This is a genomic window from Mucilaginibacter sp. P2_D11 (assembly GCF_056404435.1).
In genome coordinates, this window is the sequence record NZ_JBFUEA010000002.1 from 192174 (window position 1) to 218135 (window position 25962).

The 25962-nt window shown below is 44.9% G+C and carries 22 protein-coding genes and 2 tRNA genes; 10 read left to right on the plus strand and 14 right to left on the minus strand.

Going from position 1 to position 25962, the window contains the following annotated elements:
- Window positions 1–29 precede the first annotated feature (29 nt).
- Together AC1DXC_RS03815 and AC1DXC_RS03820 are read left to right on the plus strand one after the other, a co-directional pair.
- Entirely contained in the window at window positions 30–1397 is a 1368-nt protein-coding gene (locus tag AC1DXC_RS03815; RefSeq protein ID WP_477457810.1) for a DNA recombination protein RmuC, read from the plus strand.
- 99 nt (window positions 1398–1496) lie between these two features.
- The gene (locus tag AC1DXC_RS03820; RefSeq protein WP_477457811.1) at window positions 1497–1799 is read left to right on the plus strand and encodes a GIY-YIG nuclease family protein; all 303 of its coding nucleotides are present in this window, start codon (window positions 1497–1499) and stop codon (window positions 1797–1799) included.
- 156 nt (window positions 1800–1955) lie between these two features.
- Here the strand turns inward: AC1DXC_RS03820 and thiL are convergent, their stop codons facing one another.
- Entirely contained in the window at window positions 1956–3002 is a 1047-nt protein-coding gene (gene thiL / locus AC1DXC_RS03825; protein WP_477457812.1) for a thiamine-phosphate kinase, read from the minus strand.
- Window positions 3003–3236: 234 nt separating this feature from the next.
- Here thiL and AC1DXC_RS03830 point away from each other — a divergent pair, with 234 nt between their 5' ends.
- The gene (locus AC1DXC_RS03830; RefSeq protein WP_477457813.1) at window positions 3237–4676 is read left to right on the plus strand and encodes a DNA/RNA non-specific endonuclease; all 1440 of its coding nucleotides are present in this window, start codon (window positions 3237–3239) and stop codon (window positions 4674–4676) included.
- Window positions 4677–4799: 123 nt separating this feature from the next.
- Here AC1DXC_RS03830 and nadA read toward each other — a convergent pair whose 3' ends face one another.
- The gene (gene nadA / locus AC1DXC_RS03835) at window positions 4800–5792 is read right to left on the minus strand and encodes a quinolinate synthase NadA (protein WP_477457814.1); all 993 of its coding nucleotides are present in this window, start codon (window positions 5790–5792) and stop codon (window positions 4800–4802) included.
- A gap of 407 nt (window positions 5793–6199) precedes the next feature.
- Between nadA and nadB the strand changes: the two genes are divergently transcribed.
- Window positions 6200–7792 carry an L-aspartate oxidase gene (gene nadB / locus AC1DXC_RS03840; RefSeq protein ID WP_477457815.1) on the plus strand — a complete coding sequence of 531 codons (1593 nt, stop codon included), beginning with the start codon at window positions 6200–6202 and terminating at the stop codon, window positions 7790–7792.
- Between the two features lies 1 nt (window position 7793).
- Window positions 7794–8333 (plus strand): hypothetical protein, encoded by a 540-nt coding sequence (locus AC1DXC_RS03845; protein WP_477457816.1) that lies wholly within the window; start codon window positions 7794–7796, stop codon window positions 8331–8333.
- Between the two features lie 4 nt (window positions 8334–8337).
- On the opposite strand, the gene AC1DXC_RS03850 is transcribed toward AC1DXC_RS03845, so the two are convergent.
- Window positions 8338–8410: transfer RNA gene (locus AC1DXC_RS03850), tRNA-Gly, on the minus strand.
- A 71-nt stretch (window positions 8411–8481) separates the two neighbouring features.
- Here AC1DXC_RS03850 and AC1DXC_RS03855 point away from each other — a divergent pair.
- Window positions 8482–8994 carry a gamma carbonic anhydrase family protein gene (locus tag AC1DXC_RS03855; RefSeq protein ID WP_477457817.1) on the plus strand — a complete coding sequence of 171 codons (513 nt, stop codon included), beginning with the start codon at window positions 8482–8484 and terminating at the stop codon, window positions 8992–8994.
- On the opposite strand, the gene AC1DXC_RS03860 is transcribed toward AC1DXC_RS03855, so the two are convergent.
- The 5 genes from AC1DXC_RS03860 to AC1DXC_RS03880 all read right to left on the minus strand — a co-directional run bounded on the left by AC1DXC_RS03860 (window position 8984) and on the right by AC1DXC_RS03880 (window position 15470).
- Complete coding sequence (locus AC1DXC_RS03860; RefSeq protein WP_477457818.1) at window positions 8984–10630, minus strand: Ig-like domain-containing domain; 1647 nt, start codon at window positions 10628–10630, stop codon at window positions 8984–8986. The two genes, AC1DXC_RS03855 and AC1DXC_RS03860, sit on opposite strands and share 11 nt — an antisense overlap.
- 115 nt (window positions 10631–10745) lie before the next feature.
- On the minus strand, window positions 10746–12608 hold the full coding sequence (gene mnmG, locus AC1DXC_RS03865; protein WP_477457819.1) for a tRNA uridine-5-carboxymethylaminomethyl(34) synthesis enzyme MnmG: 1863 nt from the start codon (window positions 12606–12608) through the stop codon (window positions 10746–10748).
- 62 nt (window positions 12609–12670) lie between these two features.
- Entirely contained in the window at window positions 12671–12952 is a 282-nt protein-coding gene (locus AC1DXC_RS03870; protein WP_477457820.1) for a CBU_0592 family membrane protein, read from the minus strand.
- Window positions 12952–14817 (minus strand): ABC-F family ATP-binding cassette domain-containing protein, encoded by a 1866-nt coding sequence (locus AC1DXC_RS03875; RefSeq protein ID WP_477457821.1) that lies wholly within the window; start codon window positions 14815–14817, stop codon window positions 12952–12954. The genes AC1DXC_RS03870 and AC1DXC_RS03875 overlap by 1 nt, the downstream gene beginning before the upstream one ends.
- Entirely contained in the window at window positions 14817–15470 is a 654-nt protein-coding gene (locus AC1DXC_RS03880) for an NAD(P)H-binding protein (protein WP_477457822.1), read from the minus strand. Before AC1DXC_RS03880 ends, AC1DXC_RS03875 begins: the two co-directional genes overlap by 1 nt.
- A 580-nt stretch (window positions 15471–16050) precedes the next feature.
- Here AC1DXC_RS03880 and AC1DXC_RS03885 point away from each other — a divergent pair.
- Genes AC1DXC_RS03885 through AC1DXC_RS03895 form a run of 3 tightly spaced genes read left to right on the plus strand, consistent with a single transcriptional unit; the run spans window position 16051 to window position 18384 of the window.
- Window positions 16051–16827 (plus strand): MlaE family ABC transporter permease, encoded by a 777-nt coding sequence (locus AC1DXC_RS03885; RefSeq protein WP_477457823.1) that lies wholly within the window; start codon window positions 16051–16053, stop codon window positions 16825–16827.
- Between the two features lies 1 nt (window position 16828).
- Window positions 16829–17611, plus strand: a complete 783-nt coding sequence (locus AC1DXC_RS03890) for an ABC transporter ATP-binding protein (RefSeq protein WP_477457824.1) — start codon at window positions 16829–16831, stop codon at window positions 17609–17611.
- Complete coding sequence (locus tag AC1DXC_RS03895) at window positions 17608–18384, plus strand: MlaD family protein (RefSeq protein WP_477457825.1); 777 nt, start codon at window positions 17608–17610, stop codon at window positions 18382–18384. Before AC1DXC_RS03890 ends, AC1DXC_RS03895 begins: the two co-directional genes overlap by 4 nt.
- 111 nt (window positions 18385–18495) lie before the next feature.
- Here the strand turns inward: AC1DXC_RS03895 and AC1DXC_RS03900 are convergent, their stop codons facing one another.
- The 5 genes from AC1DXC_RS03900 to AC1DXC_RS03920 all read right to left on the minus strand — a co-directional run bounded on the left by AC1DXC_RS03900 (window position 18496) and on the right by AC1DXC_RS03920 (window position 23726).
- A complete protein-coding gene (locus AC1DXC_RS03900; protein WP_477457826.1) occupies window positions 18496–19011 on the minus strand; it encodes a glutathione peroxidase in 516 nt (171 codons plus the stop codon).
- Between the two features lie 44 nt (window positions 19012–19055).
- Window positions 19056–19481 carry an rRNA maturation RNase YbeY gene (gene ybeY, locus AC1DXC_RS03905; protein WP_477457827.1) on the minus strand — a complete coding sequence of 142 codons (426 nt, stop codon included), beginning with the start codon at window positions 19479–19481 and terminating at the stop codon, window positions 19056–19058.
- Complete coding sequence (locus AC1DXC_RS03910) at window positions 19481–19903, minus strand: ATP-binding protein (protein ID WP_477457828.1); 423 nt, start codon at window positions 19901–19903, stop codon at window positions 19481–19483. Before AC1DXC_RS03910 ends, ybeY begins: the two co-directional genes overlap by 1 nt.
- Window position 19904: 1 nt before the next feature.
- Window positions 19905–23225, minus strand: a complete 3321-nt coding sequence (locus AC1DXC_RS03915) for a DUF4175 family protein (protein ID WP_477457829.1) — start codon at window positions 23223–23225, stop codon at window positions 19905–19907.
- A 90-nt stretch (window positions 23226–23315) separates the two neighbouring features.
- Window positions 23316–23726: a hypothetical protein gene (locus tag AC1DXC_RS03920; RefSeq protein ID WP_477457830.1), complete on the minus strand. Its 411-nt coding sequence runs from the start codon at window positions 23724–23726 to the stop codon at window positions 23316–23318.
- A 142-nt stretch (window positions 23727–23868) separates the two neighbouring features.
- Between AC1DXC_RS03920 and AC1DXC_RS03925 the strand changes: the two genes are divergently transcribed.
- Window positions 23869–23942 (plus strand) — tRNA-Pro (locus AC1DXC_RS03925).
- Window positions 23943–24584: 642 nt separating this feature from the next.
- Here the strand turns inward: AC1DXC_RS03925 and AC1DXC_RS03930 are convergent.
- On the minus strand, window positions 24585–25814 hold the full coding sequence (locus tag AC1DXC_RS03930; RefSeq protein ID WP_477457831.1) for a CehA/McbA family metallohydrolase: 1230 nt from the start codon (window positions 25812–25814) through the stop codon (window positions 24585–24587).
- Window positions 25815–25962 lie beyond the last annotated feature (148 nt).

The following is a 25962-nucleotide window of genomic DNA, read 5'->3' on the forward strand; positions in this document are numbered from 1 at the left end:
ACATTCGTTTTGCTAATTTTTTTATCAAAATGGATATAATAGTTTTAGGTGTTGCCGGGGTATTGTTTATTGTTTCGTTAGCGTTTTTCTTTATCAGGAAAGGGCAGGGCTCGTATATTTCTGTTGATGAGCATGCTTCGCTAAAAACAGAGAACGAGGGATTAAAAATTTCCATGGCGGTTGCAGAGCAGCGCGTTGCCGGCGCAATTGCCGAAAAAGAAAACATTGTTCAACGCCTCGATGCAGATAAAGCTAAACTAGCTGACCAACTTTTTTATTCTGCTGCACAACTAACAGAAGCTAATGAAAATTTAGCCTCTATGCGTGCATCGTTAAAAGCTGAGCAAGAAAAACTGGCCGAGCAAAAAGTCGATATCGAACAAACCCGCAGCCATTTCCAAAAGGAGTTCGAGAACATTGCCGAAAAGCTTTTAAAAGAAAAGTCGCGGGAGTTTACGGATGTGAACCGACTGAGCATCGATACCATACTCAACCCGCTTAAAGAAAATATAAAAGCCTTCGAGGCAAAAGTAGATAAGGTTTACAGCACCGAAGCCGCGGAGCGGCACGTTTTACGTGGCGAAATTTCTAAACTGATTGACCTTAACAAACTCATCAGTACCGAAGCAGCCAACCTTACCAAAGCCCTAAAAGGCGACAATAAAAAGCAGGGCAACTGGGGCGAAGTGATCCTGGAAAAGGTTTTAGAGCGTAGCGGCCTGGTGCGCGACCGCGAATACCGCATACAAGCCAGCCTGAACCACGCAGATGGCAACAGGCTGCAGCCGGATGTGATAATAGACCTCCCGGATGAAAAACATTTAATAATCGATTCTAAGGTATCGCTGATTGCTTATGAGCGGTTGGTTAATTGCGAAACCGAAGATGAGCGCCGTTTATTTTCCAAAGCACACATCGAATCTATCCGCGGGCATGTGCATGGCCTCTCCGGCAAAAACTATCACGACCTGTACCAGGTAAATTCTCCCGATTTTGTTTTGCTTTTTGTGCCGATAGAATCCTCCTTCAGTTTTGCCGTGCAACTGGATGCTGATTTGTTTGCTGATGCCTGGGATAAGCGGGTAGTAATCGTAAGCCCGAGCACTTTACTAGCCACCCTCCGCACCATCGCCAGCATTTGGAAACAGGAGCGCCAAAACCGAAATGTATTGGAGATAGCCCGCCTTAGCGGCGAGATGTACGATAAATTCGTGGGCTTTGTAGGCGATATGGAAGGCATCGGCAAAAACATTAAACAAAGCCAGGATAGCTACGATAAGGCCCTCAACAAATTGGTTGATGGCCGGGGCAATTTAACGGTTACGGCGGAGAAGATTAAAAAATTAGGGGCAAAGGCCAATAAGCAGATTGATGGGAAATATATTGGGGAGGAGTAGATTTAACCACGTGCGTTTCACCACTATGTCATTGCGAGCGCAGCGCGGCAACCTCAGCCTGCCCGCTATGCATGGATGCATATTTTAAAATTTCAGGGCATGAAAATTAAATTACGTGACTACTACATTTACATCGTTACCAATCACTCCAATAACGTGCTTTATACAGGAATGACGAATGATTTAAGAGATAGGGTTCTTCAACATAAAGAAAAAGTCAATCCGGGTTTCACAGCCCACTATCAATGTAGCAAGCTGGTATATTTTGAAGAATTTCAGTGGGTAAATGATGCTATAGCGAGAGAAAAACAATTGAAAGCTGGTTCGCGAAAAAAGAAAATCGCGTTAATCGTTTCTATGAATCCTGATTGGAAAGATTTGAGTGAGGGTTGGTATGACTAACAAAGTTAAAATACCTAGTCATTGCGAGGAGCTGTCTGGGTTATGCACGACGGGGCAATCTCATAGGACAAGCGGATATGCAAATTAGCTCTGCTATGTTCAATGTCCTATGAGGTTGCCGCGCTGCGCTCGCAATTACAAATTAGTTTTATCTTATTACTCGCTTGCTTTAAACGCGTTCCATCCCTGCGCTTTCAGCGGGAGTACATTGCCGCTTTTAGTAATCAAGTTACAACCCGCATTCGGCTCGGTAATATAGCCAATGATGCTGAAATCCATCTTGTGTTTTATCTTATCATAATCTGCCTGTTTTACGGTGAAAAGGAGTTCGTAATCTTCGCCGCCGCTTAGTGCGCAAACTGTTGGGTCCAGGCCAAACTCGCGGGCGGTTTCGTAAGTCATCGGGTCGATGGGGATTTTTTCTTCATATAGGTTACAGCCTTTGTTGCTTTGTTTGCAGATGTGCAATATCTCCGAAGCTAAACCATCACTTACGTCAATCATCGCCGTTGGCTTTACCTCCAATTCTTTCAACAAATCGATGATATCCTTGCGCGCCTCTGGTTTCAGCTGGCGCTCTACGATGTAATCCTTGCCTTCCAGGTCCGGCTGAATATTGGGGTTTTCTATGTAAACCAATTTCTCGCGTTCCAGCAATTGCAGGCCGGTATATGCACCGCCTAAATCGCCCGACACGCATATCAGGTCGCCTTCTTCGGCGGTGTTGCGATACACGATATCCTTTTCATCGGCATAACCCAAAACGGTTACACTGATTACCAGGCCCTGCTTTGATGCGGTGGTGTCGCCGCCAATTAAATCCACATTATAATTATCGCAGGCCAGGTAAATACCTTCGTATAATTCTTCAATAGCTTCCAACGGAAACTTACTACTCATGCCTATCGATACCGTAACCTGGCTGGCCGTACCATTCATAGCGTAAATATCGCTCAGGTTTACCTGTATAGCTTTATAGCCCAGGTGCTTCAAGGGTGTGTAAGCCAAATCGAAATGGATACCCTCTAAAAGCATATCGGTAGATACCAGCACTTTTTTGCCCGGATAATCCAGCACGGCGGCATCGTCGCCAACGCCTTTGATAGTGCTTTTTTGGGTAAGCTTTATATTTTTCGTAAGATGGCTTATCAGGCCAAACTCGCCTAATTCTTCTAAATGCGTACGTTCCTGGTTCTCAAACATATACTATGATTACACCGATTTAATATTGATTTCACAGATTACACCGACGCCTGCTTCTACACTAATTAAAAATCGGTGCAATCATTTAAATCGGTGCAATCCCAAACTACAAAATTACCAATAAAAAATCATTCCGCTTAGTCTCCGCCTCTATTGTAATATTTATCATACATCAAACAATTTAATGTTAAGTTAATTTACAAGACATAGTTTTGCTTATATAATAATATATACATGAAAAACAGAAAGTTACTAATTTATCTAAGTTTTGGGCTATTGCTATTAGCCGGTTGCGCCAAGGATTACAGGGGCGGTATTACCGTAGACCCCGCTCCACCAGTAGAGGTGGTAGTGCCTAAGCCTTACGTCATTACCGAAGGTTTCGAAACCGGTACCAAAACCGCTTACGCCATTGCCGACGTACAATTGAGCACCGGCATATGGAGCTTTAACGATGCCCTTGTTGGCAACTTAGCAGCCGACCTTAAAGACGGCACAAAATCTGTTCGCCTACGGGCCGGCGATATCACCATGAAATTTGATATAAGCGGCATACAACAAATCAACATAACCCACGGCAAATATGGCACCGATGCCGACCAAACCTGGCAATTGCTTATGTCGGTAGATAGCGGTAAAACTTTTACACAGTTGGGTGCTGATATCGTTGAAAACCACACCAGCCTGGTTACCGATTCGTTCAAGGTAGAAACTACCAAAAAGGTACGTTTCCAGATCAAGAAAGTGGGTACAGCCACTACACGCACCAATATCGATAACATTACCTTCAAGGGCATTGGCGATGCCGGCATCATCGTTGGCGGCAGTACCGATACAGGCGGTGCAGATACCACTACTACTACCAGTCCGCCGGCAACCGAACGCGGCGTAACTGCGGGTACCGATGCCCAAGCTGAAAGCGGCGATAACAGCAACCTGCTCTTCGGCAACCCATCGGGCGCACAACCTACGGTAGTAATGCTGAACGATTACCTGATAGACCAGAAGTACTACGTAGAATCTTACAGCAGCACACGGGGTACGCCAAACTGGGTAAGCTGGCATCTGGATGCGAGTAACATTACCAACGCATCGCCAAGGCTGGATAATTTTGCAGGTTTTAGCGGGCTCGACGCCAGTTTTTATCATGTGGAAAGTAATAGTTACCAAAATTCGGGGTTCGATAGGGGGCATAACTGCCCGTCGGCCGACAGGACCAGTTCGGCTAACGCCAACTCGGCTACTTTTTTAATGACTAACATGATACCCCAGGCACCAAATAACAACCAGCAAACCTGGGCCAATTTGGAGAATTACCTGCGCGCGCAAGTGGTTGCGGGCAACGAGGTGTATATTATCATGGGAGCTTACGGTACCGGCGGCACAGGCAAAAGTGGAAGCGCTACTACCATCAATAACGGGCATATTACCGTACCGGCCAATGTGTGGAAGATTGCGGTTATAGTGCCTATCGGCGATGGTGACGTGAGCAGGGTTTCCGCAGCAACACGCGTTATTGCGGTAAATACACCCAATATCAATACTATCAACAGCGACTGGAAGCAATACCGCGTAACCGTGCGGGATATAGAAAAGGCTACCGGCTATAATTTGCTAAGTACTTTGCCACAAGCCATACAAGATGTGGTGGAGACGAAGAAGGATAATCTATAGTAGGATTACACTACCCCCCGCGTCATTGCGAGGAACGAAGCAATCTCTACGTTGGCTAAGCGGCCTTGCATAGCTGCTCTTCATACCGGGAGATTGCTTCGTTCCTCGCAATGACGTTTTGGTTTAAAGCCCTAATCTCGCCGAAATCTCCAGCATCCGCTCGATTGGTTTAACTGCCTTCTCGATGATGTGGGCGGGCACTTCTATCTCGGGCATTTCATTCTTCATGCACAGGTATAGCTTTTCCAGCGTGTTACGCTTCATATGCGGGCAATCGTTGCAGGCGCAGGTATTATTCGGCGGAGCCGGAAAAAATTTTTTAGATGGGTTCTCTTTTTCCATCTGGTGTATAATCCCTGCCTCTGTGGCCACAATAAACTCCGTTTCGGGGCTATTGGTGGCATATTTCAGTATCCCTGTGGTGCTTCCTATATAATCCGCCATTTGCAGAATCACTTCCTCGCATTCGGGATGGGCCAGTATCTTTGCATTTGGGTGGCGCTCTTTCAGTTTGGTGATTTTTTCCCTGCTGAAAATCTCGTGTACCATACAGGCACCATTCCATAACACCAGATCCCTGCCTGTCTTTTTAGCTACCCATGCCCCAAGGTTTTTATCCGGACCGAAGATTATCTTCTGGTCCTTCGGCAGGCTTTCCACAATTTGTACCGCGTTGCTGCTGGTACAAACAATATCGCTCATGGCCTTCAGTTCAGCTGTACAGTTCACGTAGGTAATCACCAGGTGATCGGGATAATTCTCTTTGAACTTTTTGAACAGGTGCGGTGGGCAGCTGTCGGCCAAAGAGCATCCTGCCTTCAGATCCGGTAGCAGAACCTTCTTGTTTGGAGAAAGGATCTTAGCTGTTTCGGCCATGAAATGCACACCGGCAAAAACGATAATATCAGCATCGGTTTTAGCAGCCTGTTGCGAAAGGCCAAGACTATCGCCAATATAATCGGCAATATCCTGTATATCTCCTTCCTGGTAATAATGGGCCAGCACAACAGCATTCTTTTCCTTTTTTAGTTTCTCTATTTCGGCAAACAGGTCGAGCGACGGGTCGATGTATTCGTCGGCAAAACCATTCATTTTTATTTCTTCGAAGGTATCCATTCCACAAATCAATTAATAATAAGTTCTTTTTATATATAAAGAAAACCTATTGTTATTAAGGTGTTAGTATTGTTAAGAAATTGTGATACGATTTAGTAAAAAAGTTATTTCTAAACTTTTACTAACATTTATCAACGTGTTTTTATTTTTTATTTTACTGATTTTTAGCTTTCTGTGACAATCAAATATTAATCTAAAAACTTAAATGTTAATATTTACTTGCTGTATAAAATGTTAGTATCATTGTGAAAGCTGCTCACAAATCGCTCAAAAGTATCGTAAAATTTCATAAAAAACAGGGTTATCAACTATCCGGGTTATTTCTAATTTTTTACTTACACAAATTTAACACGTTTTATACCGCTTATTAACATTAGTACTAATTTTACACAATATATAGATATAGCATGACCAGAACTGTGGATTTCCTGGTAGTAGGTTCGGGCATTGCCGGATTAAGTTTTGCACTAAAGGCTGCAAAGCATGGTAAGGTACTGATAGTTACAAAAGCCAATGAAGATGAAAGCAACACTAAGTATGCCCAGGGTGGCGTAGCGGTGGTTGTGGATAAAAAAGAAGATTCTTTCGAAAAGCATATAAACGATACCCTTATAGCCGGCGATGGCCTCTGCGATAAGGAAGTTGTTGAGGCCGTAGTGAAAGAGGGCCCCGAACGGATAAACGAAATTATCGCCTATGGCACCAATTTCGACCGGACGAATGAAGGTAATTACGACCTGGCAAAAGAGGGGGGCCATTCCGAATTTAGGGTATTACATTATAAGGATATTACGGGTTTCGAGATAGAACGGTCCTTATTAGAAGAAATACATCGCGAGCCCAACATAGAGATATTGACGCATTATTTTGCGGTGGATTTAATAACCCAACACCATTTAGGCGAGCTGGTTAAGAAATCATCTGATAATATAGAGTGTTACGGAATTTATGCCTTCAATACAGAAACCAATAATGTTGAGAAGATACTGTCTAAAGTTACGGTGATGGCTTCCGGCGGTGCAGGGCATATTTATTCTGTAACTACCAATCCCACTATAGCTACCGGTGATGGTGTTGCCATGGTTTATCGTGCTAAAGGAAAGGTTAGGAATATGGAGTTTATTCAGTTCCATCCCACTGCTTTATATAACCCGGGCGAGTATCCATCCTTCCTTATTTCTGAGGCGGTACGCGGCATGGGCGGTGTTTTGCGGCGTACCAATGGCGAAGAATTTATGCAGGAGTATGATGAACGCAAGTCGCTTGCTCCACGCGATATTGTTGCCCGTGCCATTGATGCCGAGATAAAGAAATCGGGCGAGGATTTTGTTTACCTCGATATCACCCACAAAAAGAAAAAAGATATATTAGAGCACTTCCCCAATATCTACGCGAAATGTTTGGAGATGGGGATAGATATGACACGCGATATGATACCCGTTGCACCTGCCTGCCACTATATGTGCGGTGGTGTATTGGTAGATCATAGCGGGCGGTCTTCAATCCGCCAGTTGTACGCTTGCGGCGAATGCTCTTCAACCGGCTTACATGGCGCTAACCGGTTAGCTTCTAATTCCTTATTAGAAGCATTGGTTTTTGCGCATCGTATTTATACTGACGCAGTAGTTGCTTTTACCGAATTTGCGATTCCGGAAGGTATCCCGGATTGGAATGAGCATGGTGTAAAACTATCCAACGAAGATATCCTGGTTACGCACAACATCCGCGAGATGCAGAAGCTGATGAATGACTACGTAGGTATCGTCCGGTCGGACTTTAGGTTGGAGCGTGCAATGCGCAGATTGCGTTTGCTTTATGAAGAAACAGAGGATTTTTACAAACAAACTAAGGTATCGGTAAAGCTTTGCGAGCTGCGTAATTTAATACAGGTTAGTTACCTGGTAGTAAAATCGGCCATGGCCAGGCACGAAAGCAGGGGATTGCATTATACTACAGATTATCCTGAGCATGCGGATATACTGGAAGATACGGTTTTTTAGTATGAGAAGGAGTGCGTCAGCTAATTGGATATTATTTGGCTTTTTTTGCCTGTTGTTTATCGTGTTTGTTATTTGGCAGATAGCCGAACAGTTTTTTATGATCAATGAAAATTTTGCGTTGTTGGTCTTAACTGTTAGCCCTGTACTAAAGCAGTACAATTTACCTAAGGTCCAAATAGGCTTGTTGGTTATTTTATTTATCCCGCTTTTTGGCATACTAAATTATTCATACTCGTTTACGGATGCCGATACAACATATACGTACAGTGCGGCAAAGTTTATGGGAATTAGCCCTATAGTATCTTTCTTTTTATTGATCTATATCATCATCAACTTTAATGTAATTGGAGAAGTATTCAAGCGATTATGGAGGGGCTCCGAGGCAGAGCAAAGCGCGCAACATGATAAAATGGTCAGGTTTTATTATGAGAAATTTAAGCAATGTTCAGATGAGGAGCTTGTGGAAATAAAATCAAAGTATAGTAAATATCCTGCTGAAGCGCGTGAGGCTATAGATAAAATTAGTTTAGGAACTAATTAAAGAGAGCGGAAAACGGGATTCGAACCCGCGGCCTTCAGTTTGGGAAACTGACGCTCTACCGACTGAGCTATTCCCGCTTAATTATTGGCAAACATAACAATTTTTTCATTCACTCATTGACTCATTCAAAATTCACCCATTAAACATTATGCCTTTAATACTCCCAGTAAAAGATAAAAGCCCGATGTGGGGTGCCGATTGCTTCATTGCCGAAAATGCGACCATTGTTGGCGACGTGGTAATGGGTGATAATTGCTCCGTTTGGTTCAATGCGGTTATCCGTGGCGATGTGCATTACATCAAAATAGGTAATAACACCAATATACAGGATGGTGCCTGCATACATGCTACGTATTTGAAAGCACCTACAAACATTGGCGATAACGTATCTATAGGCCATCACGCCATTGTACACGGCTGTACGCTGCGTAATAACGTTTTGATAGGCATGGGCGCAATTGTAATGGATGATGCCGTGGTGGAGGAATATGTCATCATAGCGGCAGGTTCTGTAGTGTTGGAGAACACCGTTTGCGAATCGGGTTATTTATATGCCGGAGTGCCCGCTAAAAAAATAAAGCCCCTCACCGATGGGCAAAGGGCTTTGTTAGATAAACTGCCGCAAAACTATATCATGTATTCCGGCTGGTTTATGGATTAGTTTGTTCCTTTGGGATATCTAATGGCTCTTCTGCCTCCCAGTTTGCACGCAGCACTATTTCCTTAGGGCTTACCCATATTACCTCCGGCTGCGCCCGGCGTTTCACGTTACCGCTGTCCCAATGTCCGTTCTTATTGGCATCGTACACCACCCTTACGGTGTATTTAGAGGTAAAGAAATTCTTATATAAAAGCGATGTGTTTTTGGTGACGATATCCCTTCGCACTACCGTTTTTATATCGTCCAATAATTCTACGATATACATTTTACCGGTGTCGGCAGGTACGCTCACTTTTAAGGTCAGTTGGCTGTAGTTTTCCGGCTTGTCTATGGTAAATGGTTTTCCGCTGCGTTTGCTCTTGTCGCCATATATATCGGTAAAAGCGCCCTCCAGAAGGTTGAGTTGATATTTTGAATTTGCGCGCCAACGGTATTTCATGGTGTATCGCCTCAGGTTGGTGGTATCCTTCTGCAGGGTAAAGTTGTTTACTGCTACAGAATCTTCCAGCAAAGCAATATTGGCCAGGTCATAACTTTCCAACGGGAAGTTGGCTATGAGTGATAAATCAGTGCCCGGCTTCAATTTATTATCCCGGTTGGTGCCAAATGAAAATAACAGATTGCGCTCGAACTTTTCATTTTTGCTTTTAAGCTGGTAAACTGTATCTACAGGTTTGTTATTATCCAGTATGGCAATACTCACCGAGTCGAAAGCCATGTTTCGCATGTACACTATGGCGGTATCCTTGGTTTTTGAAAACTCTGCTATTTTTTCTTTATCCAACGCAGGAGGGTATAATATTTTTAAGGATGGCTTTTCTAAAGGCTTATTGAATACCATCGAGTACTTGCCATCCGGCATAAAATGCTTTTCGGCGACCCGGAAATTGTCGGGTACCTGTTTGAATAATTTGAGGACGATGTTAGAACTGTCTTTATCTACAACTATCGATTTTGTGGAAAAACCAATCAGGTCGGCCTCGGGTTTAAAAACCTTGTCCGGGCTGGGTTGCTTCATGGCGTACAGGCGATAGGTGTCTTCGCGGAGGTTGTTGAGCGAGAAATTACCCGCAGTATCCGTGGTGGTAAATATCGTCGGTTTCTTTTTGCCGAAGAGGAGGGAATCCTGGCTAACCGGAAAAAGGAAAACCAATGCATCTTTTTCTTTTAGGCCCGTAGTAGAGTTGATGACGTTGCCCGAAAGGCTGAGCGAATCGATATGGCTGCCGGTCGAAAAAACGTAGGTGAAATTCTTAAGCACGTTACCCTCGTTTACATCGGCAACGGCTTTGCCAAAGTTGATGACGTAAGTAGTGTTTTTTAAAAGTGAATCTTTAAAATCTATCACCAAACTTTTTTTACTGATTTTGTACTCCGGCTGCTTTTCCATGAAAGGCGTAATGCTGATTTCCTGGTATTGGTTGGTCAGGCGGAAGTACTCGTCAAAATCTATCTGGATTTGTTTGGCCTTAAAATTTCGGGTTTGATTTTCGGGCGTTGCCAGCAATATTTTTGGCGGGGTAAGGTCGCGTGGACCTCCTTGCGGTTTTTGCTGCGCCGCGCAGCCCCAAAGCGCCAAAATCGGCAGTAAAATGAAGAAAAATCGGTTTGAAAAAATCGGTTTTTGATTTAACATACTTTTTTTGCCCTATAAGCCACTTTTATATTTTGATGAACCCTGATATTAAAAATTTAAAATAATTCGATATAAACGATATTTTATAATTAATTGATTTACAGATAATTATAATCTACCTCGACACGTGAACCATCAAAACCGACACATCCGACGGTGAAACACCCGAAATGCGCGATGCCTGGCCCAAAGTGCGCGGTTTTATGCGTTTCAATTTTTCGCGCGCTTCTTTAGAAAGTGAAACCAGTTGGCTGTAATCGAATTCCGGATTGATCTCCCGGTCTTCCATTTTCTTCATCTTTTCTACGATTTCCATTTCCTTGATAAAGTAACTCTCGTATTTGATTTTTATTTCAGCCTGCTCGATAGTTTCTTTATCGAGGGCCGAGAGTTTATCCTGCAGAGTAGGGTCGATGTTGTTCAGTTCTTTGAAACCGATTTGTGGCCGTGTAAGCAGCGTGAATAATTTGACGCTTTGGTTTATCGGGCTGGTACCCACTTGCTCCAGCAGGTTATTTACAGCAGTAGGGTCGATGCTCTTGCTGCGGGTAAAAGCAACCAGCTCATCGGAGTTTTTAATTTTGGCGTTTACCTTATCCAGGCGCTCATCGCTTATCAGGCCCAGGTCGTGGCCCATTGGGCTAAGGCGTATATCAGCATTATCCTGGCGCAGCAGCAAACGATGCTCCGCCCGGGAAGTAAACATGCGGTAAGGCTCTTCGGTACCTTTAGTTACCAGGTCGTCTATCAAAACGCCGATGTACGATTCCGACCTTTTCAGTATCAGTTCGTGCTTGTCGTTTATTTTTTGATGTGCGTTGATGCCTGCAATAAAGCCCTGCGATGCCGCTTCTTCGTAACCGGTAGTGCCGTTTATCTGGCCTGCGAAGTACAGGTTGCTGATCAATTTGGTCTCTAAAGTCAGGCCCAACTGGGTAGGTGGGAAGTAATCGTACTCGATGGCATAACCCGGACGGAACATTTTAGCCGTTTCGAAGCCGGGTATTTTAGTTAATGCTTTGTATTGTACATCCTCGGGTAGGGAGGTTGAGAAACCGTTTACATATATCTCGCAGGTGTTCCAGCCTTCCGGTTCTACGAATATTTGGTGGCGGTCTCGCTCCGCAAAACGGTTAATCTTATCTTCTATAGATGGACAGTAACGCGGACCTAAACCTTTAATCCTGCCGGTAAACATGGGCGAACGTTCGAAGCCTTCTTTCAAAGTCTCATGCACTTCGGGGTTGGTGTAGGTTATCCAGCAGCAACGTTGGTCGGTGGCAAGCTTTACATCGGTGTAAGAAAAGCGGCCACGTTCTTCATCGCCCCATTGTTCTTCCATCAACGAATAGTTTAAACTGCGTCCATCTACGCGGGGAGGGGTACCTGTTTTCATCCTACCGGAGTCAAAGCCGAGGGTGATTAATTGCTCGGTTAAACCTGTCGCAGCCTTCTCACCCGAACGGCCGCCACCGAATTTCTTCTCTCCAATATGGATAACGCCGTTCAAAAATGTACCATTGGTAAGCACGACAGCGTCGGCTTCTATCTCAACTCCGATAGATGTTTTAACCCCTGCGATGGTATTCCCTTTCACCAAAAGTGAGGTAACGGTATCCTGCCAAAAGTCAACATTGGGTGTCTTCTCTAAAGCAATTCGCCATTCTTCAGCGAAACGTGCACGATCACTTTGCGCCCTTGGGCTCCACATGGCAGGGCCTTTGCTTAGGTTGAGCATCCTAAATTGGAGGGAAGTTTTATCAGTTATGATACCCGAATATCCGCCTAAAGCATCTATCTCCCGGACAATTTGTCCCTTGGCAACACCGCCCATAGCGGGGTTACAACTCATTTGTGCAATGGTTCCCATGTTCATGGTTATCAGCAAAACCGACGAACCAAGGTTGGCAGCAGCAGCAGCAGCTTCACAGCCTGCATGTCCGGCACCAACTACAATTACATTATATTTCTTAAACATATAACCTCCATGTTCCACGTGGAACAATGTTTATCATTAATCAAAACGTTCCACGTGGAACGTTATTTTACTTCGTTAATCGATGTTCCACGTGGAACAATGAACGAATAAAGGGCAAAAAGTGCCCAAATGCTCTCTAAAACCACAAAAGGGTAGAAGCTGATCATGTACGAGGATAGCCCGCATAAGCCTGCTCCAATGAAGTTCATCCCGCTATACCATCTACTATGCGAGGGTAGTTTCTTATATAAATTCAGCAGGAACGCTGCTAATAATATAATTACTCCTGTGGAAGCGATGATATCGGACAGCTTCACTTGTACCATAAAGTTGGATAAATCCATTACGCTTCTTTTAGTTCTGATAGTTCAATCCAACGCATACTTTTCGCATCCAATTGCTTGTTTAAATAAGCAATCTTATCTGTTAATTGCTGTAATTTCTTAGCGTCGACATTGATGGTATTTAACTCTTCGGTAGTTTCCTTTAGCTTATTTTCAATATCGCTTATCTCTTTTTCTAAACCCTCGTATTCCTTTTCTTCCTTAAAACTTAGCTTGGCTTTCTTAGGTGCTTCTACTTGTACAGGTGCAATAGCGGCAGGTTTTTTATTACTTTGTTTAGCCTCCTCCTGCTCTATACGGAACGAAGAATAGTTGCCATTATATATCCTTACCTGCCCGTTGCCTTCCATAATAAACAGCTGTTCGGCCATCTTATCTAACAGGTACCTGTCGTGCGATACGATCATGAGGATGCCGGGGTAGGTGGTCAAAAACTCTTCCAATACGTTCAGCGTATCTATATCTAAATCGTTGGTTGGCTCATCCAGTATCAGGAAGTTGGGGTTCCTTATCAGGATGCTCATCAGGTGTAGCCTTTTCTTTTCGCCACCGCTCAACTTGGATACCATGCCGTATTGTTTGGCAGGGGGGAAGAGGAACAGCGTGAGCAATGCCGAAGCAGATATCATCTTACCATCGGCCATGGTGATAAACTCGGCAACATTCTTTACGATGTCTATTACGCGCTCATCTTCCTTAAAGGAAAGCCCGGCCTGGTTAAAGTAGCCTAATACCGTTGTTTCGCCTTTTATTATTTCGCCTTTATCCGGTTGCAGGCCGCCGGTGATCATGTTCAACAGGGTTGATTTTCCGCTGCCGTTCTTTCCTGCTAAACCAATGCGATCGCCTTTTTTAAATACGTAACTAAAATCCTGCACGTATGTGTTGCCATTGAAACCTTTGGTAACATGGTGCATCTCCATTATCTTGTTACCCTGGCGCGCAATCTTCACGGTCAGTTCAACGTTTTGCTTTGGTCCGTTATTCTTGGTTTTGTCCTCCAAATCGTAAAACGCGTCGATGCGCGATTTTGATTTGGTGCCCCTTGCCTTAGGCTGGCGGCGCATCCACTCCAATTCCTTTCTTAAAAGATTGGAGTTCTTCTGGAAGGATGCTTCGTCGGATGCTTCGCGTTCGGCCTTCTTCTCCAAATAGTAACCGTAGTTACCAAAGTAGGGGATTATTTTGCCTTTGTCTATCTCTAATATCTCGTTGCACACGTTATCTAAAAAGTACCTGTCGTGCGTAACCATCAGTATGGTTTTGCTGCCCTCGGTAAGCAGTTTCTCCAGCCATTCTATCGTGTCGATATCCAGGTGATTGGTAGGCTCATCTAAAATGTATATTTCCGGGTCTTCTATGAGCAGTCTGGCCAGTGCCAAACGTTTCTTCTGCCCGCCTGATAGTGTGCTGATATGCTGATTGAGGTGGTGGATATCCAGGCGGCCCAAAATGGTTTTTATTTTGTACTCGTAATCCCATGCATCAATCTCGCTCATCTCCTCCATTATCTTATCCATCTCCTTCATGTTATCCGGGTCGTTCTCTAACAACTCCTCGTAGCGGCGGATAAGCTGCTGCTGGATATTATCTGAATGGAAGATGTAATCGCTGATGGTAACGGCGTTCTTGAAGAAAGGGTCCTGCTCCAGGTAGCCTACGTTTAAGTCGCGTGCTTGCGCCACTTTACCTTCGGTAGGTTTAAGCGAACCGGATAGTATTTTTAATAAGGTAGTTTTACCCGCACCGTTTACACCCACCAACGCAACTCTGCGCCCGCGGTTGATGCCGATGGTAAGGTTTTTGAATAACCAGTTATCATGAAAAGAATGGCCCAAATTCTCGGCCGAAATGTATGTACTCACTAAGCGTTTATTATGTTATCGAATGTGTAGGTATGTGTGCCCGGCTTGCCTGCCAGCGAATTTTTGTACATGGCATGTGCAACGGCGGCACCATCAATGCTGCGGTATTTCCTGAGGCTGCCGATGAGCAGATAATCGACCACCTTAAAAATCCCGATAAGAACTTTCTCGAAGGCACGCTTTTCTTCCCTGCCGCCATATAGCATGGAGGGTTGGTAGATATGCAGGCATTCTATGCCGATGGTTTTAAGGCTCTCTTCCAGCTCGCCTTTTAGTTTTAAGTAAAAGGTTGATGATTGAGCGTTGGCACCAATAGCCGAAACCACGTGAAACTGTTTTATCCCGTTTGCCTTTGCCATGCGGGCAATCTCCAGCGGATAATCGTGGTCTATTTTCCGGTACTGGGCTACATCAGGCGTATTGGCTTTGGTGGTACCCAGGCAGCTGAAAACAGCGTGCCCGGTTATCGATGCGGCGTATTTAGGCAACTCGTTGAAGTCAATCACCAATTGCACCAGTTTTTTATGTTGAACAGGTAACTCTTTGCGCACCAGTACCAATACTTCGTCGTATTCGGCATGGTTAAGCAGCTCGGTAAGCAATTTACTGCCTATAAGCCCGCTTGCGCCCACTATAATTGCCTTATATCCCATTGATGGCCAGTTTAAACCGCAAAAATAAGCATAAATAAAATAGTGGATATAAAGGGTATGTTTTTAGCGTGTAAAGATGGGGGCTACTGTGAGAAATAAGCTTTTTTGTCTGAACTCGAATTTAAAGGAATTTTATGAATGTGCAGAATGAAGGAGTTTATTCTATGAATTCTTAAAATTCCCCCAAATTCGAGTTCAGATAATTTAATAGGTTAAACATTCGGTGTTCGGAATAACCACAAACGTCATCCTGAACTTGTTTCAGGACCCCACAGGACAGGTATGCGACATGGATGACCGTTTAGCATACTGGCTACTTTTATGATGGGGTATTGAAATAGATTCAACATGACCTCTTTTTTTAATGCTATCATATATACTTAATAATCAATTATTTATGATAAACACATCCCCTGTTTAGGCCCCCTAAACAAATCCACTCACCATGCGTTATCCATCTAACCATTTATAATACCAATTTGCCCCCGACATTGCTTTCTTTTAACTTCTAATTAAATCAACCGGCTATGCAAACTTTTACCAAACAGATTGTTTATAACTGGCAAGCAGTTAGGATTTTATGGAAGGACAGGCATTAACAGGATACAAAAAATGGATGGAAAGCGTTGGCGAACAGGGCGTTTTCTTCAGCCGTTTCGTCCGCAATATTTTCACGGGGGGCTTTGAGTGGGAGGAATTTGTGCGCCAATGCTACGAAATTGGCTACAAATCGTTCATGCTGGTGGGCCTCACTTCATTTATCATGGGCCTGGTGCTCATACTGCAGTTGCGACCCTCTATGGTTGATATGGGTGCCGAAAGCATGTTGCCGAAAACGCTTGCTGTATCCTTCATCCGCGAAATGGGGCCTGTAATTACCGCCATTATCTGTGCGGGTAAAATCGCATCCAGTATTGGTGCCGAGCTGGGCAGTATGAAAGTTACCGAGCAGATAGACGCCATGGAGGTATCGGGCGCCAACCCCATGCAGTACCTGGTGGTTACCCGCATACTGGCCACCAGTATTATGGTGCCGATCCTGACCCTGATGGGCGATGTGATAGGTTTATTTGGCGGGTTTCTCGCCTTAAACTTTACAGACGATATCAGCTTTTCGCTTTATTTCCATAAATGTATCTCCTCCCTGGAATTCATCGACTTTTTACCCGCCATGGTAAAAACCGTGTTTTTTGGCTTCGCGATAGGTTTTGTAGGCTGTTATAAAGGTTTCCACTCCAATAAAGGCACCGAAAGCGTTGGCCTGGCCGCCAATTCGGCTGTGGTTACGGCCTCGCTGTGGATATTCGTGATAGATGCCATTGCCGTACAGATCACCAGTATTTTATTTTACAGGTAACATGGCAGAGCAGATACAAAGCAACAACGCACCAAAGCACAACCCCGACGAGGTGGTGGTAGATATCGCGCACATTTCCAAATCATTCGGCGATAATGTGGTACTGAGCGATTTAAGCCTGCGGGTAAAACGGGGCGAGAACGTGGTAGTGCTGGGCAAATCGGGGCAGGGAAAATCGGTAACCATACAGTGCCTCGTGGGGCTTCTAAATCCTGATGAAGGCACAGTAAAGGTATTTGGCGATGAAGTTGCCAAAATGAGCGAACGACAGTTAAAAAAACTACGTACCCGGGTAGGTTTCCTGTTCCAAAGCGGGGCTTTGTACGATTCGATGACCGTGCGCGAAAACCTCGAATTCCCGCTTACAAGGGTTTTAAAAATGAAGGACAAGGCAGAGATAGACCAACGGATAGAAGAGGTGCTGGATGGCGTAGGATTGCTCGACGCGATTGATAAAATGCCATCAGACCTCTCCGGCGGCATGCGCAAGCGCGTAGGTCTGGCGCGTACCATGATCGTAAAGCCCGAAATAATGCTTTATGACGAGCCTACCACCGGCTTAGACCCCATCACCTCGCGCGAGATAAGCGAGCTGATACTCAACATGCAACAGAAATACAAAACGACGTCAATCATCATTACCCACGATATGGAATGCGCCAAAATAACCGGCGACCGCTTGGTGATCATGAACGATGGCGAATATATAGCCGAGGGCACGTTCGACGAGCTGCATAACTCGGACGACGAACTGGTAAGGTCATTTTTTAACGAAACAACATGAGAACCACATCATCACAAAAAATAAAGATAGGCGTATTCACCATAATAGGCTTCGTGATACTGCTGTTGGCAGTATTCTTCATCGGCAATCAAAAAAGCCTGTTCAACTCTACGTTCAGTGTATATGGCACGTTTAAGAACGTAAACGGCCTTACCGTAGGCAATAACGTGCGTTTTGCCGGCATCAATGTAGGTGTAGTAGAGAGCATCAACATCGTTACGGATAGCTCGGTAAGGGTTGACCTTAGCCTGAATAAATCGGTAAAGAAATTCATCAAAAAAGACTCCAGGATGAGCATCGGTAGCGACGGGCTGATGGGCGATAAACTGGTAGTGATTGCCCCCGGCGGCGTAAACAGCACCGAAGAAGTTGGCGAAGGTAATGAGCTGGCCTCGGTAAACCCGATGGATGTTGACAGGGTTTTCAACAAACTGGTCCGGGTAGCCGATAACGCCGAAGTACTCACCAGCAACCTGGCGGATATAGTAGCAAAAGTAAACAACGGCAAGGGCAGCATTGGCCGCCTGCTGAACAACGATAAAATAGCCCGCGATCTGGAGGGCACCGTGCGCCAGGCCCAAACCACCATGAAAGGTGTTCACGCCACCACTGCCACCCTCAACGAAGACCTTAAGGCTGCACAGCATAACTTCCTGCTGAGGGGTTTCTTCAAGAAAAAAGAGAAGGCCGCCAAGGCAAAACAAGACTCGATTCGCAAGGCCAAAGAAGATCTTTTAGACGCGAAGAAAAAAGCCGGGGCAAAGCAGAATTAACACCGGTTTTTTAAGAAATCCTCGGATTTTTAAAGATTTTCCCGGATTTCTGCCTAAACGAAAAGAGGGGCAATTTGCCCCTCTTTTCGTTTATAAATACAGCGTTGAGTATTATAAAGCGCTGGTAATCTGTGGGTCTAACGGGGTTACAGCAGAGCGGTAGCGGTGTATCAGCTTGCCGTTCTCGTCAATCAAAAATTTCTCGAAGTTCCACTTGATATCGCCTTTAAAATCGGGGTTATCGGCGGTTGTCAGGTATTGGAACAATGGGTCGATATCCAAACCTAAAACGCTCACCTTGCCGCTCATAGGGAAAGTAACCGCGAAGTTATCGTGGCAAAAAGCCTTGATATCCTGGTTGGTGCCTGGTTCCTGCCCGCCAAAGTTGTTCGCAGGGAAACCTACTACTACCAGTTTGTCTTTGTACTGATCGGCAAGTTTCTGTAAATCAGCATATTGTTTAGTATAACCACATTTTGAGGCGGTGTTTACGATAAGCACCTTTTTGCCTTTGTACTTAGCCAGCGAGAATTTTTTCCCGTCGATGGTTTTCAGTTTGAAATCATAAACAGATGAGGGAGCCGACGTTACGAACATCAGCGTAAGTATTAATGCAAGTGTTTTCATTGGTTAAAAAATTGGATATGACTAATTTACAGGTAAAAGTAGCATTAAAAGCTGCGTGTACCCAAATATTGGTCTTCTTTTAATGTCATTTTTTTCTTGTCGGCGGCAGATTTATCCTTGTAGCCCAATAAATGCAGGGCTCCGTGTATCATTACCCGGTGCAGTTCCCGTGCTTCAGTTACCGAAAATTTGGTGGCGTTTTCCTTTATCCGTTCTATCGAAATAAAAATGTCTCCGACTATTACGCCATCCTCTTCGGAGTTATCGAAGGTGATAATATCGGTGTAGGTATCATGATCAAGATATTGCTGGTTTATCTGTAGCAGGTACTCGTCTGTGCAGAAAATATAGGTAAGCTCATCAAGCTTATAGCCCTCTGCCACAACGGTTTCGGTAATCCATTTACGTACAGCGGTTTTGTTTTTTAGCTTATAGCTGATGCCCTCTTCAAAGAAATTTATGGCAGGCATTATATTTTAAAGTGTAGTTCCACCTCGTTGCCTTTGGCGTTGAATATGCATTGATCGGCAAGATGTTTCAGGATGAATACGCCTCGGCCTGTAAGCTCTTCAAGCCTGTCAGGCGCTGTTGGGTCCGCCAGGGTGTTATAATCAAACCCGTTTCCCCGGTCGGTAACTGTCCATATTACGCGTTTGGGTTCTACATCGGCATTTACTATAACGGTCTTGCTTTCGTCGAGCTTGTTGCCGTGTACAATAGCGTTCACCACAGCCTCGTTTAAACAGGTCATCATGTTGGCAAAGGTATCGTCGCTAACGCGGTATTTATCAGCAATTTCCTCTATCAAAGCCTCCAGCTGCGTTATGCTTTCGTACTTAGATGGAAGCTGCAATGTATATAATTGCCCCGCCTGAACGTTTGGCTGCTCCATGTCATTTAGCATTAAGTTGATCAAAGTATAGTTTTATTTTTTGCCTGTAATACAAATTTAGTGCCGATGGAACAGTTTTCAGCTGCTCTGTTTGCTTTGTTTTTATCCGCTCGTAATCTTGCAGAGCTTTTATGTATCCGGGGGGCATGTCGGTAGCGGCACGGGCCTCCCTTTTTGGGTCCTGATCGCGTTGCTGTTCGGCTTTGTCGGCCTCCAGCAGGCGGGTTTGTATCTGTTGTTGCCGCTTTAGTGCTTCATCGGTAATTTTCCTGTTTACGAGATCAATCTCAGTTTGTTCCATTTCTTTTGCAATTTTATCCAAATTGCCCGGTTTACCGCTAACATCCTTATTATTTTGCTGGTTTAGCTGCTGCAGGCTTTGCCTTATGAACTGCTGCTCGCGGGCCATGCGGGCCAGTTGCTCGCTCATTCCCTGGCCTTGTCCCTGCCCTTTTTTACCTTGTTGCTGGCCCTGCTGCTGCATTTGGTCGCGGGCTTTTTGCATGTTTTGGTTAAGCTGCTGCTGCATTTTGCTTAGCTGCGATAACGATGGTTGCCCGCTTTTGCCCTTGCCGCCCTTGTTCATCTGCTTTTGTAGTTGATCTAATGCCTCGCTTAGCAACAGTGCCAGGTTGTTCATAGATGTCATGGCGAATTGCTGGCTTCGTATGGCTTCGGCGGTGCGGCGGTCGCCCAGCTTTTCCAGTGCCTGATCTATCATGGAGTTAATGGCTGTAACCTCCTTATTCACAGTCGACTGTATCTGCGGTACCCGGCGGCTTATGGCATACAGACTATCCTCGGCAGTTTTCAGGTTATCTCTGATGTCTTTTTGGCTTTGCGCAAGCTTGGTGTAGTTAGGGTCGGTCGGGCTCATGCCGCGGAATTGCTGCATCAGTTTTTCCTGCCCGAATGAGCTGTTCACCAACGATTTAAGCAACTCGCGCAGTTGCCGGGCATCCACAGCGCTTTGGCTGTCCTCGCCTTCCTCCTCTTCCTGCTGCATTTTTTTGGCTAAATCTTTCATCTGCTGCGCTGCAGATTGCTGTGCTTTGGCGGCTTGCTTGCGGTTATTCTTTTTAAGGTTTTCGCTGCCCTGGCCCATTTGCTCGTCTATCGATTTTTTCTCTTCCTCCGGGTTATCGAAGTTTTCCTTTTTACCGTTGGCATCGTTGGTTTTCTGCAAATCGTCAAGCGCCTTTTTTATCTGCTGGAACTGCTGGTTAAGTTTATCCTGTTTTTGCAGGTTGGTTTGTATCAGGCTCTCATCCTGTGCTTTATCTGCCAATCCCTGCTGTTCCTTAGATAGATCCTCCAATTGGTTTATCACTGTGTTGAGTTTCTGTTCAAAATCGAGCTTTTTATAAAGATCCAGCATGCGGTCGAGCTCTTTCTTTAGCGATTTATTGTCCTGCTGCATTTTGCCAAGCTCGTCGCGGGTAGAGTCTTTTTGGTCCTCGTTAAGCAGTTGCTGCAGCTTCTCCAGCATATCACGGGTTTTATCGTCGAGCACGTTGTTGAACAAGTCTTCGATTTGCCTTTGCTTTTCCAGCAGCTCGTTAGTTTGCTTGAGGCCCTCTTTGCGGTTATACAGGTTCTTTTTGTTGTCGGCTTGTATATCTTTCAGCAACTCTTCCAGATCCTTGCGTTTTTGCAGTAATTGCTCCACCTGCTTTTTATCGTCGAAGCTCAGGGTGTTTTTATCCAGTAGAGCCTGGTTCAGTTTCTGTGCGTCTTTCTCTATCTGCATGGCCAATTTGGCTGCCGATGCCATTTTGTCTTTCAGGGCCTGCGAGCCGGCATCCAATTGCTCTGCCAACGCGGCAGCATCGGGCACTGATAAAACGTGTTCGGGCGAGCGGGTTGTTTTTGGGCCATTAACGCCGTCGTTATCTGCCACTTCGAAATAATAGGTAACCTGATCGCCGGGTTTTATGCCGGTGCTTTTCAAATCCCAGAAATGGAAAAAGCCGCTTTGTGTTGCAGATAAATCTGCTTTAACCGTTTTCGTGAACGATTTTTCTGCGCCCTTTTCGCCGATTTTATAATGGAACGTAAGCGAAGAAAACCCGTGGTCATCCTGTATCTTCCCGTTGAAGTAGAAGGCTTTCAGGCTGACGCTGTCGGGTTTTTCCTGTACCTCTATCGCGGGTGCTTCATCGGCAACTACGCTGATTCGATAACCGGCCGAATCGCTGCGTGTAACCGTATTGTTAAGGGGGCTTACAGCATACGTGGTGTTTTTGAGTATGCGTTCGCGATGCTGGAACAGTCCGGGGGCCGATTGAGAGATGTTAAAGGCAGCGTTATTAAGCCTGAAAAGCAGCTGCGTTGCGTTTTGCGTATGGAAAGCCCAGTTTACCACCGTGCCTGCGGGCAATGTAAGGTCGCCGGCGTTGGGGATGGTCTCGTTCTTTTTGTGCAAGTATGCCGGGTAGCTCAGTTCCGCATCAAAATGTAGCAAAACAGGTTTAAGGCTTACCGTTATGTTATAAAGGGCCGATTTAAAGCCATTACCCGATAAGCGGAAAGAGGTGCTCTGCTGTAAATTGCTGAACAGGTAGTGAAAACGGCTGATGTTCTCTTTATCCAGCTTAAAAGTGTTGCTGGCCGTTTCTATATAAACATCGGCAGGGAGTTTATCGCCGGATAGCTTTAGTTCCAGCTTAAAATCTTCGCCTTGTATGGCCAAGAGGCTCTTGTTCATCACCTCGAACTGGAATGGGGCAACCGGCGCAAAATATTCGTTATGGCGGATGAGCCTCCGGGTACTTTCTGTAAGTATAGATGGTGCCGCGAAAGCGAGGATGCAGATAATGGCCGCCGGCGGGATTATGTACTTAAGGTACTTATTGTTCTCGCGGATGTTTACGGCAGATGGAAAGCTAACCGGCTTCAGCGTTTCTATCTTTTGGTTGATGCTGGCTTCTATCAGGTCGCGGTGTTCGGCGTTTTCCAGGGCCTGTTTCTTTAGCTGCAGGGTGTTCAGCAGCTTATCGTTTACATCGTTGAAATGCTTGCCTATAATTTCCGCAGCTTGCTGGTGCGTAAGCGTTTTGCCCAATTGCAGGCGGGCCAGTAAGGGCGGCAGCACCAGCCAACAGGCCAGTGACAAGTTGAGTACAATAAAAAAGTAGAAAAGGATGGTGCGTAGCGTACTGCTGAAGTTGCCGAAATATTCGCCCAGGGCAATAACCACATAAGCCGAAAACAAACCCGCGCCCAAAAATATCAGCCCGCGCAGCAGGTTGTTATAATGGTATTTACGTATAAATGTGTCGATCTTATCAATCAGCACACCGTAATTCTCGTTGGGGGTCATATACAATGTGGCTAAGCTACACTTATGCAGGATAAACGAAAATAAGGCTTATTTTAATACACTGCGCCGTTTTTATTACAATCAGGCATTTTATTCCTCTTCGGCAGCCTCAAATATAAGGGCAACAGCACCACCACGCTCGTTTTGCGGGATCAGCGTTAGCTCGGTTTCCGATAGGCTCGCTATCTTGAACGTATGCCGCATGCGGGTATCCGGGTTTACTACGATCAGGCTGTCTTCTATCTGATAGGGCACGGTAAAACTCTTCGGCTCGGGGCGAGTTATTGTATTTACCAGGACGGTGCTGTTGCGCAGGTCGAAAGAGCCCGGGTCTATGCTATCGCGATGCATGGTGGTGTCTTTTGCTGCGGGTTTCAGTGCTTCGGTCTTTTTGTACTTCCACAATTTGTGGATGGTGGGCGTATCATTGCAGGAAAAGATGAACAGCGGTAAGGCCATTAAGGCCGCGAAAGCAAAGCGGATAAACTTAGTTGATGCCATGGAACAGGTAACGATTATTTAAAGATAACGAAATATGATGAACAGAATGTATTGGCAAATTTAAACACATTCTTATATTTGCAATCCATTTGTTCGGGAAGCTGATAAGCCATCGGCAACACAGCAAATGTTTTAAAAAGTTCGGGATGTAGCGTAGCCCGGTATCGCGCCAGCATGGGGTGCTGGAGGTCGGAAGTTCGAATCTTCTCATCCCGACTTGAAAGTTAAGGACTTATGATTGAAAAATCTGAGTCCTTTTTTATTGGGTTTAACATAGGTCTAACAGTTTCCGTGTGTTTTAGTACGTTTTTTTATTGCTAAAGAAAATTACATAATCGTCCTGAAGCTCGGAAGGGGATGGGGGACAGCGCCGAAATTCCCTATGCAAGTCATCTCTTATGGGTTAAAGAGTGCTTAATTGAAACAAAGCATGTCCGGCTTTTTTTAGTAACCAACCAGGATAAGGGGCTGGGGATGCTATTGATAAAAAAATATTACCAGCAACTCCTGCGAACGGGGCGTAAAAGGGGGTGATATTATCAGTGCCAGGCAATGCTTTTTAACCAACAAACTTCTTACCGGGATCTTATATTACGCATTCCATAAATAGATCTTCAATATTTACACATACGAATCCTGCCTGAAAATAGAAACCCTATCACTACCGTCGATGAAATTGGAGCGGATTTTCAAGATCAGGATGACACGTATCATCATTTTTTATTAAAAAAAAACGGAGTATGAGAACTTTCCCTTAAATAAGTCGCTTCTTAAGTGCTATCAACTATTCTGTATAGAAAGGATGAGGAGGCTGCGAGGCAGATTCACCTTAAGGCATAGGTTTTTACACGTTACACTTTAAAAATTCGGATCGAAATTGAAGTATATTGGGTTTGATAATCCTACCATATTGCCATTTACGGTCATCGCTCCCGGAACCTGGGGATAAGGCGTGCCCGGGCCTTCCACCGTTACGCGGTAATAAGTGCGCCCAAGTATTTTTGGGGTATCTGTAAACTGTATCATCGGTATTTTTCCGCTGGTTTCAAAAGTGCCGAATTTGCCGCCATCCTTAATTACGGTGATGGTAAACGTACCTTCTGGAATGTGCGCCCCGGTAAGCTGAACACGAAACGTAACCGGCTTGCCCGTCGCTTTAGCATTATCGCCCATCATCATATCCATTTTTCCGTCATCGTTAATATCAGCGTAAAATTCAACGCGGGGGGCATACGGGTTTGAACTGATAGAAACACGGCCGTTTGTAAGCGCATCTATCACCGCCTGCGAGCTGCGCTCTTTAGCAAAAACCCATGTTGTTGGGGTGCCTACATAATTGGCGTTTCTCTGGCCGCTATTGGCTGTTGTTTTGTCGGGCGAATCCGGGGTCCCGTGATGCGCGTCGCTTCCGCCCCTGCCGGTAAGCTTACGGCCCGAGGATAGCATATCGTCCCAAATCATGATGGCGTTGGCGTTTTTGCTCCAAACTACCGAGTTCCACACCTCTATGGAGTTAACCAAATCGTACGAGTATCCAAAATTGTCTTTCCCGCTTGGATGATTAGCAGATAGGTGAATGTCAAGTTGTCTTTTTATCCTGCCTATTACGGTGTCCCGTTGGTCGCGCACGTTGTAAAGCAACTGATGATTATAGGGTTTTGCCGAAAATACATTGGCATGTCCGCGGGTGGTTGTCAATTCTGCACCATATAATAACAGCACAGAATCTGATTTAAATTCCGGATCGGTCCAGGTGTTATGCGCAACATCGCCATCCACATGGTTATCATGATCAGTAATACAAATAAAGCCCATTCCAACAGATTGTGCGAACGCTAAGATCTTTTCAACTGAATTATTGGAAGATTCTTTACTGTGGCTGGAGTGTATATGAAGTTCGCCTTTTAGCCAAATACCTTTCGTAAGGCTGCTGATAGGGGGCAGGGTACCAACGTCTTTAATAGCCCAGGGATTTTTGCCGGGTGACTGTGCCGATACAGGGTTGCAAATAAAAAGACCGGCAACAAACAGGATTATATAAAAGAGCGTACGCCGAATAGGGGTTTTTGTAAAGTTGTTTTTAAACATGATATAGCCAATAAGCTTATAAACGCCTGTGTGACATTAGCTGGCAATACTACAAAAATGATGTAAAGTAATTTTTATCAAAGTGTTATTATAAATACGGAGGTATATTCTGCATTCACCGTTAATTTTTTATTAACGGTGTGTTAAG

Bases quoted from the DNA above. Each gene is read 5' to 3' on its own strand.
- AC1DXC_RS03815 (WP_477457810.1), top strand. From the start codon at position 30: ATGGATATAATAGTTTTAGGTGTTGCCGGGGTATTGTTTATTGTTTCG.
- AC1DXC_RS03820 (WP_477457811.1), top strand. From the start codon at position 1,497: ATGAAAATTAAATTACGTGACTACTACATTTACATCGTTACCAATCAC.
- thiL (WP_477457812.1), bottom strand. From the start codon at position 3,002: ATGTTTGAGAACCAGGAACGTACGCATTTAGAAGAATTAGGCGAGTTT.
- AC1DXC_RS03830 (WP_477457813.1), top strand. From the start codon at position 3,237: ATGAAAAACAGAAAGTTACTAATTTATCTAAGTTTTGGGCTATTGCTA.
- nadA (WP_477457814.1), bottom strand. From the start codon at position 5,792: ATGGATACCTTCGAAGAAATAAAAATGAATGGTTTTGCCGACGAATAC.
- nadB (WP_477457815.1), top strand. From the start codon at position 6,200: ATGACCAGAACTGTGGATTTCCTGGTAGTAGGTTCGGGCATTGCCGGA.
- AC1DXC_RS03845 (WP_477457816.1), top strand. From the start codon at position 7,794: ATGAGAAGGAGTGCGTCAGCTAATTGGATATTATTTGGCTTTTTTTGC.
- AC1DXC_RS03855 (WP_477457817.1), top strand. From the start codon at position 8,482: ATGCCTTTAATACTCCCAGTAAAAGATAAAAGCCCGATGTGGGGTGCC.
- AC1DXC_RS03860 (WP_477457818.1), bottom strand. From the start codon at position 10,630: ATGTTAAATCAAAAACCGATTTTTTCAAACCGATTTTTCTTCATTTTA.
- mnmG (WP_477457819.1), bottom strand. From the start codon at position 12,608: ATGTTTAAGAAATATAATGTAATTGTAGTTGGTGCCGGACATGCAGGC.
- AC1DXC_RS03870 (WP_477457820.1), bottom strand. From the start codon at position 12,952: ATGGATTTATCCAACTTTATGGTACAAGTGAAGCTGTCCGATATCATC.
- AC1DXC_RS03880 (WP_477457822.1), bottom strand. From the start codon at position 15,470: ATGGGATATAAGGCAATTATAGTGGGCGCAAGCGGGCTTATAGGCAGT.
- AC1DXC_RS03885 (WP_477457823.1), top strand. From the start codon at position 16,051: ATGGAAGGACAGGCATTAACAGGATACAAAAAATGGATGGAAAGCGTT.
- AC1DXC_RS03890 (WP_477457824.1), top strand. From the start codon at position 16,829: ATGGCAGAGCAGATACAAAGCAACAACGCACCAAAGCACAACCCCGAC.
- AC1DXC_RS03895 (WP_477457825.1), top strand. From the start codon at position 17,608: ATGAGAACCACATCATCACAAAAAATAAAGATAGGCGTATTCACCATA.
- AC1DXC_RS03900 (WP_477457826.1), bottom strand. From the start codon at position 19,011: ATGAAAACACTTGCATTAATACTTACGCTGATGTTCGTAACGTCGGCT.
- ybeY (WP_477457827.1), bottom strand. From the start codon at position 19,481: ATGCCTGCCATAAATTTCTTTGAAGAGGGCATCAGCTATAAGCTAAAA.
- AC1DXC_RS03910 (WP_477457828.1), bottom strand. From the start codon at position 19,903: ATGGAGCAGCCAAACGTTCAGGCGGGGCAATTATATACATTGCAGCTT.
- AC1DXC_RS03915 (WP_477457829.1), bottom strand. From the start codon at position 23,225: ATGACCCCCAACGAGAATTACGGTGTGCTGATTGATAAGATCGACACA.
- AC1DXC_RS03920 (WP_477457830.1), bottom strand. From the start codon at position 23,726: ATGGCATCAACTAAGTTTATCCGCTTTGCTTTCGCGGCCTTAATGGCC.
- AC1DXC_RS03930 (WP_477457831.1), bottom strand. From the start codon at position 25,814: ATGTTTAAAAACAACTTTACAAAAACCCCTATTCGGCGTACGCTCTTT.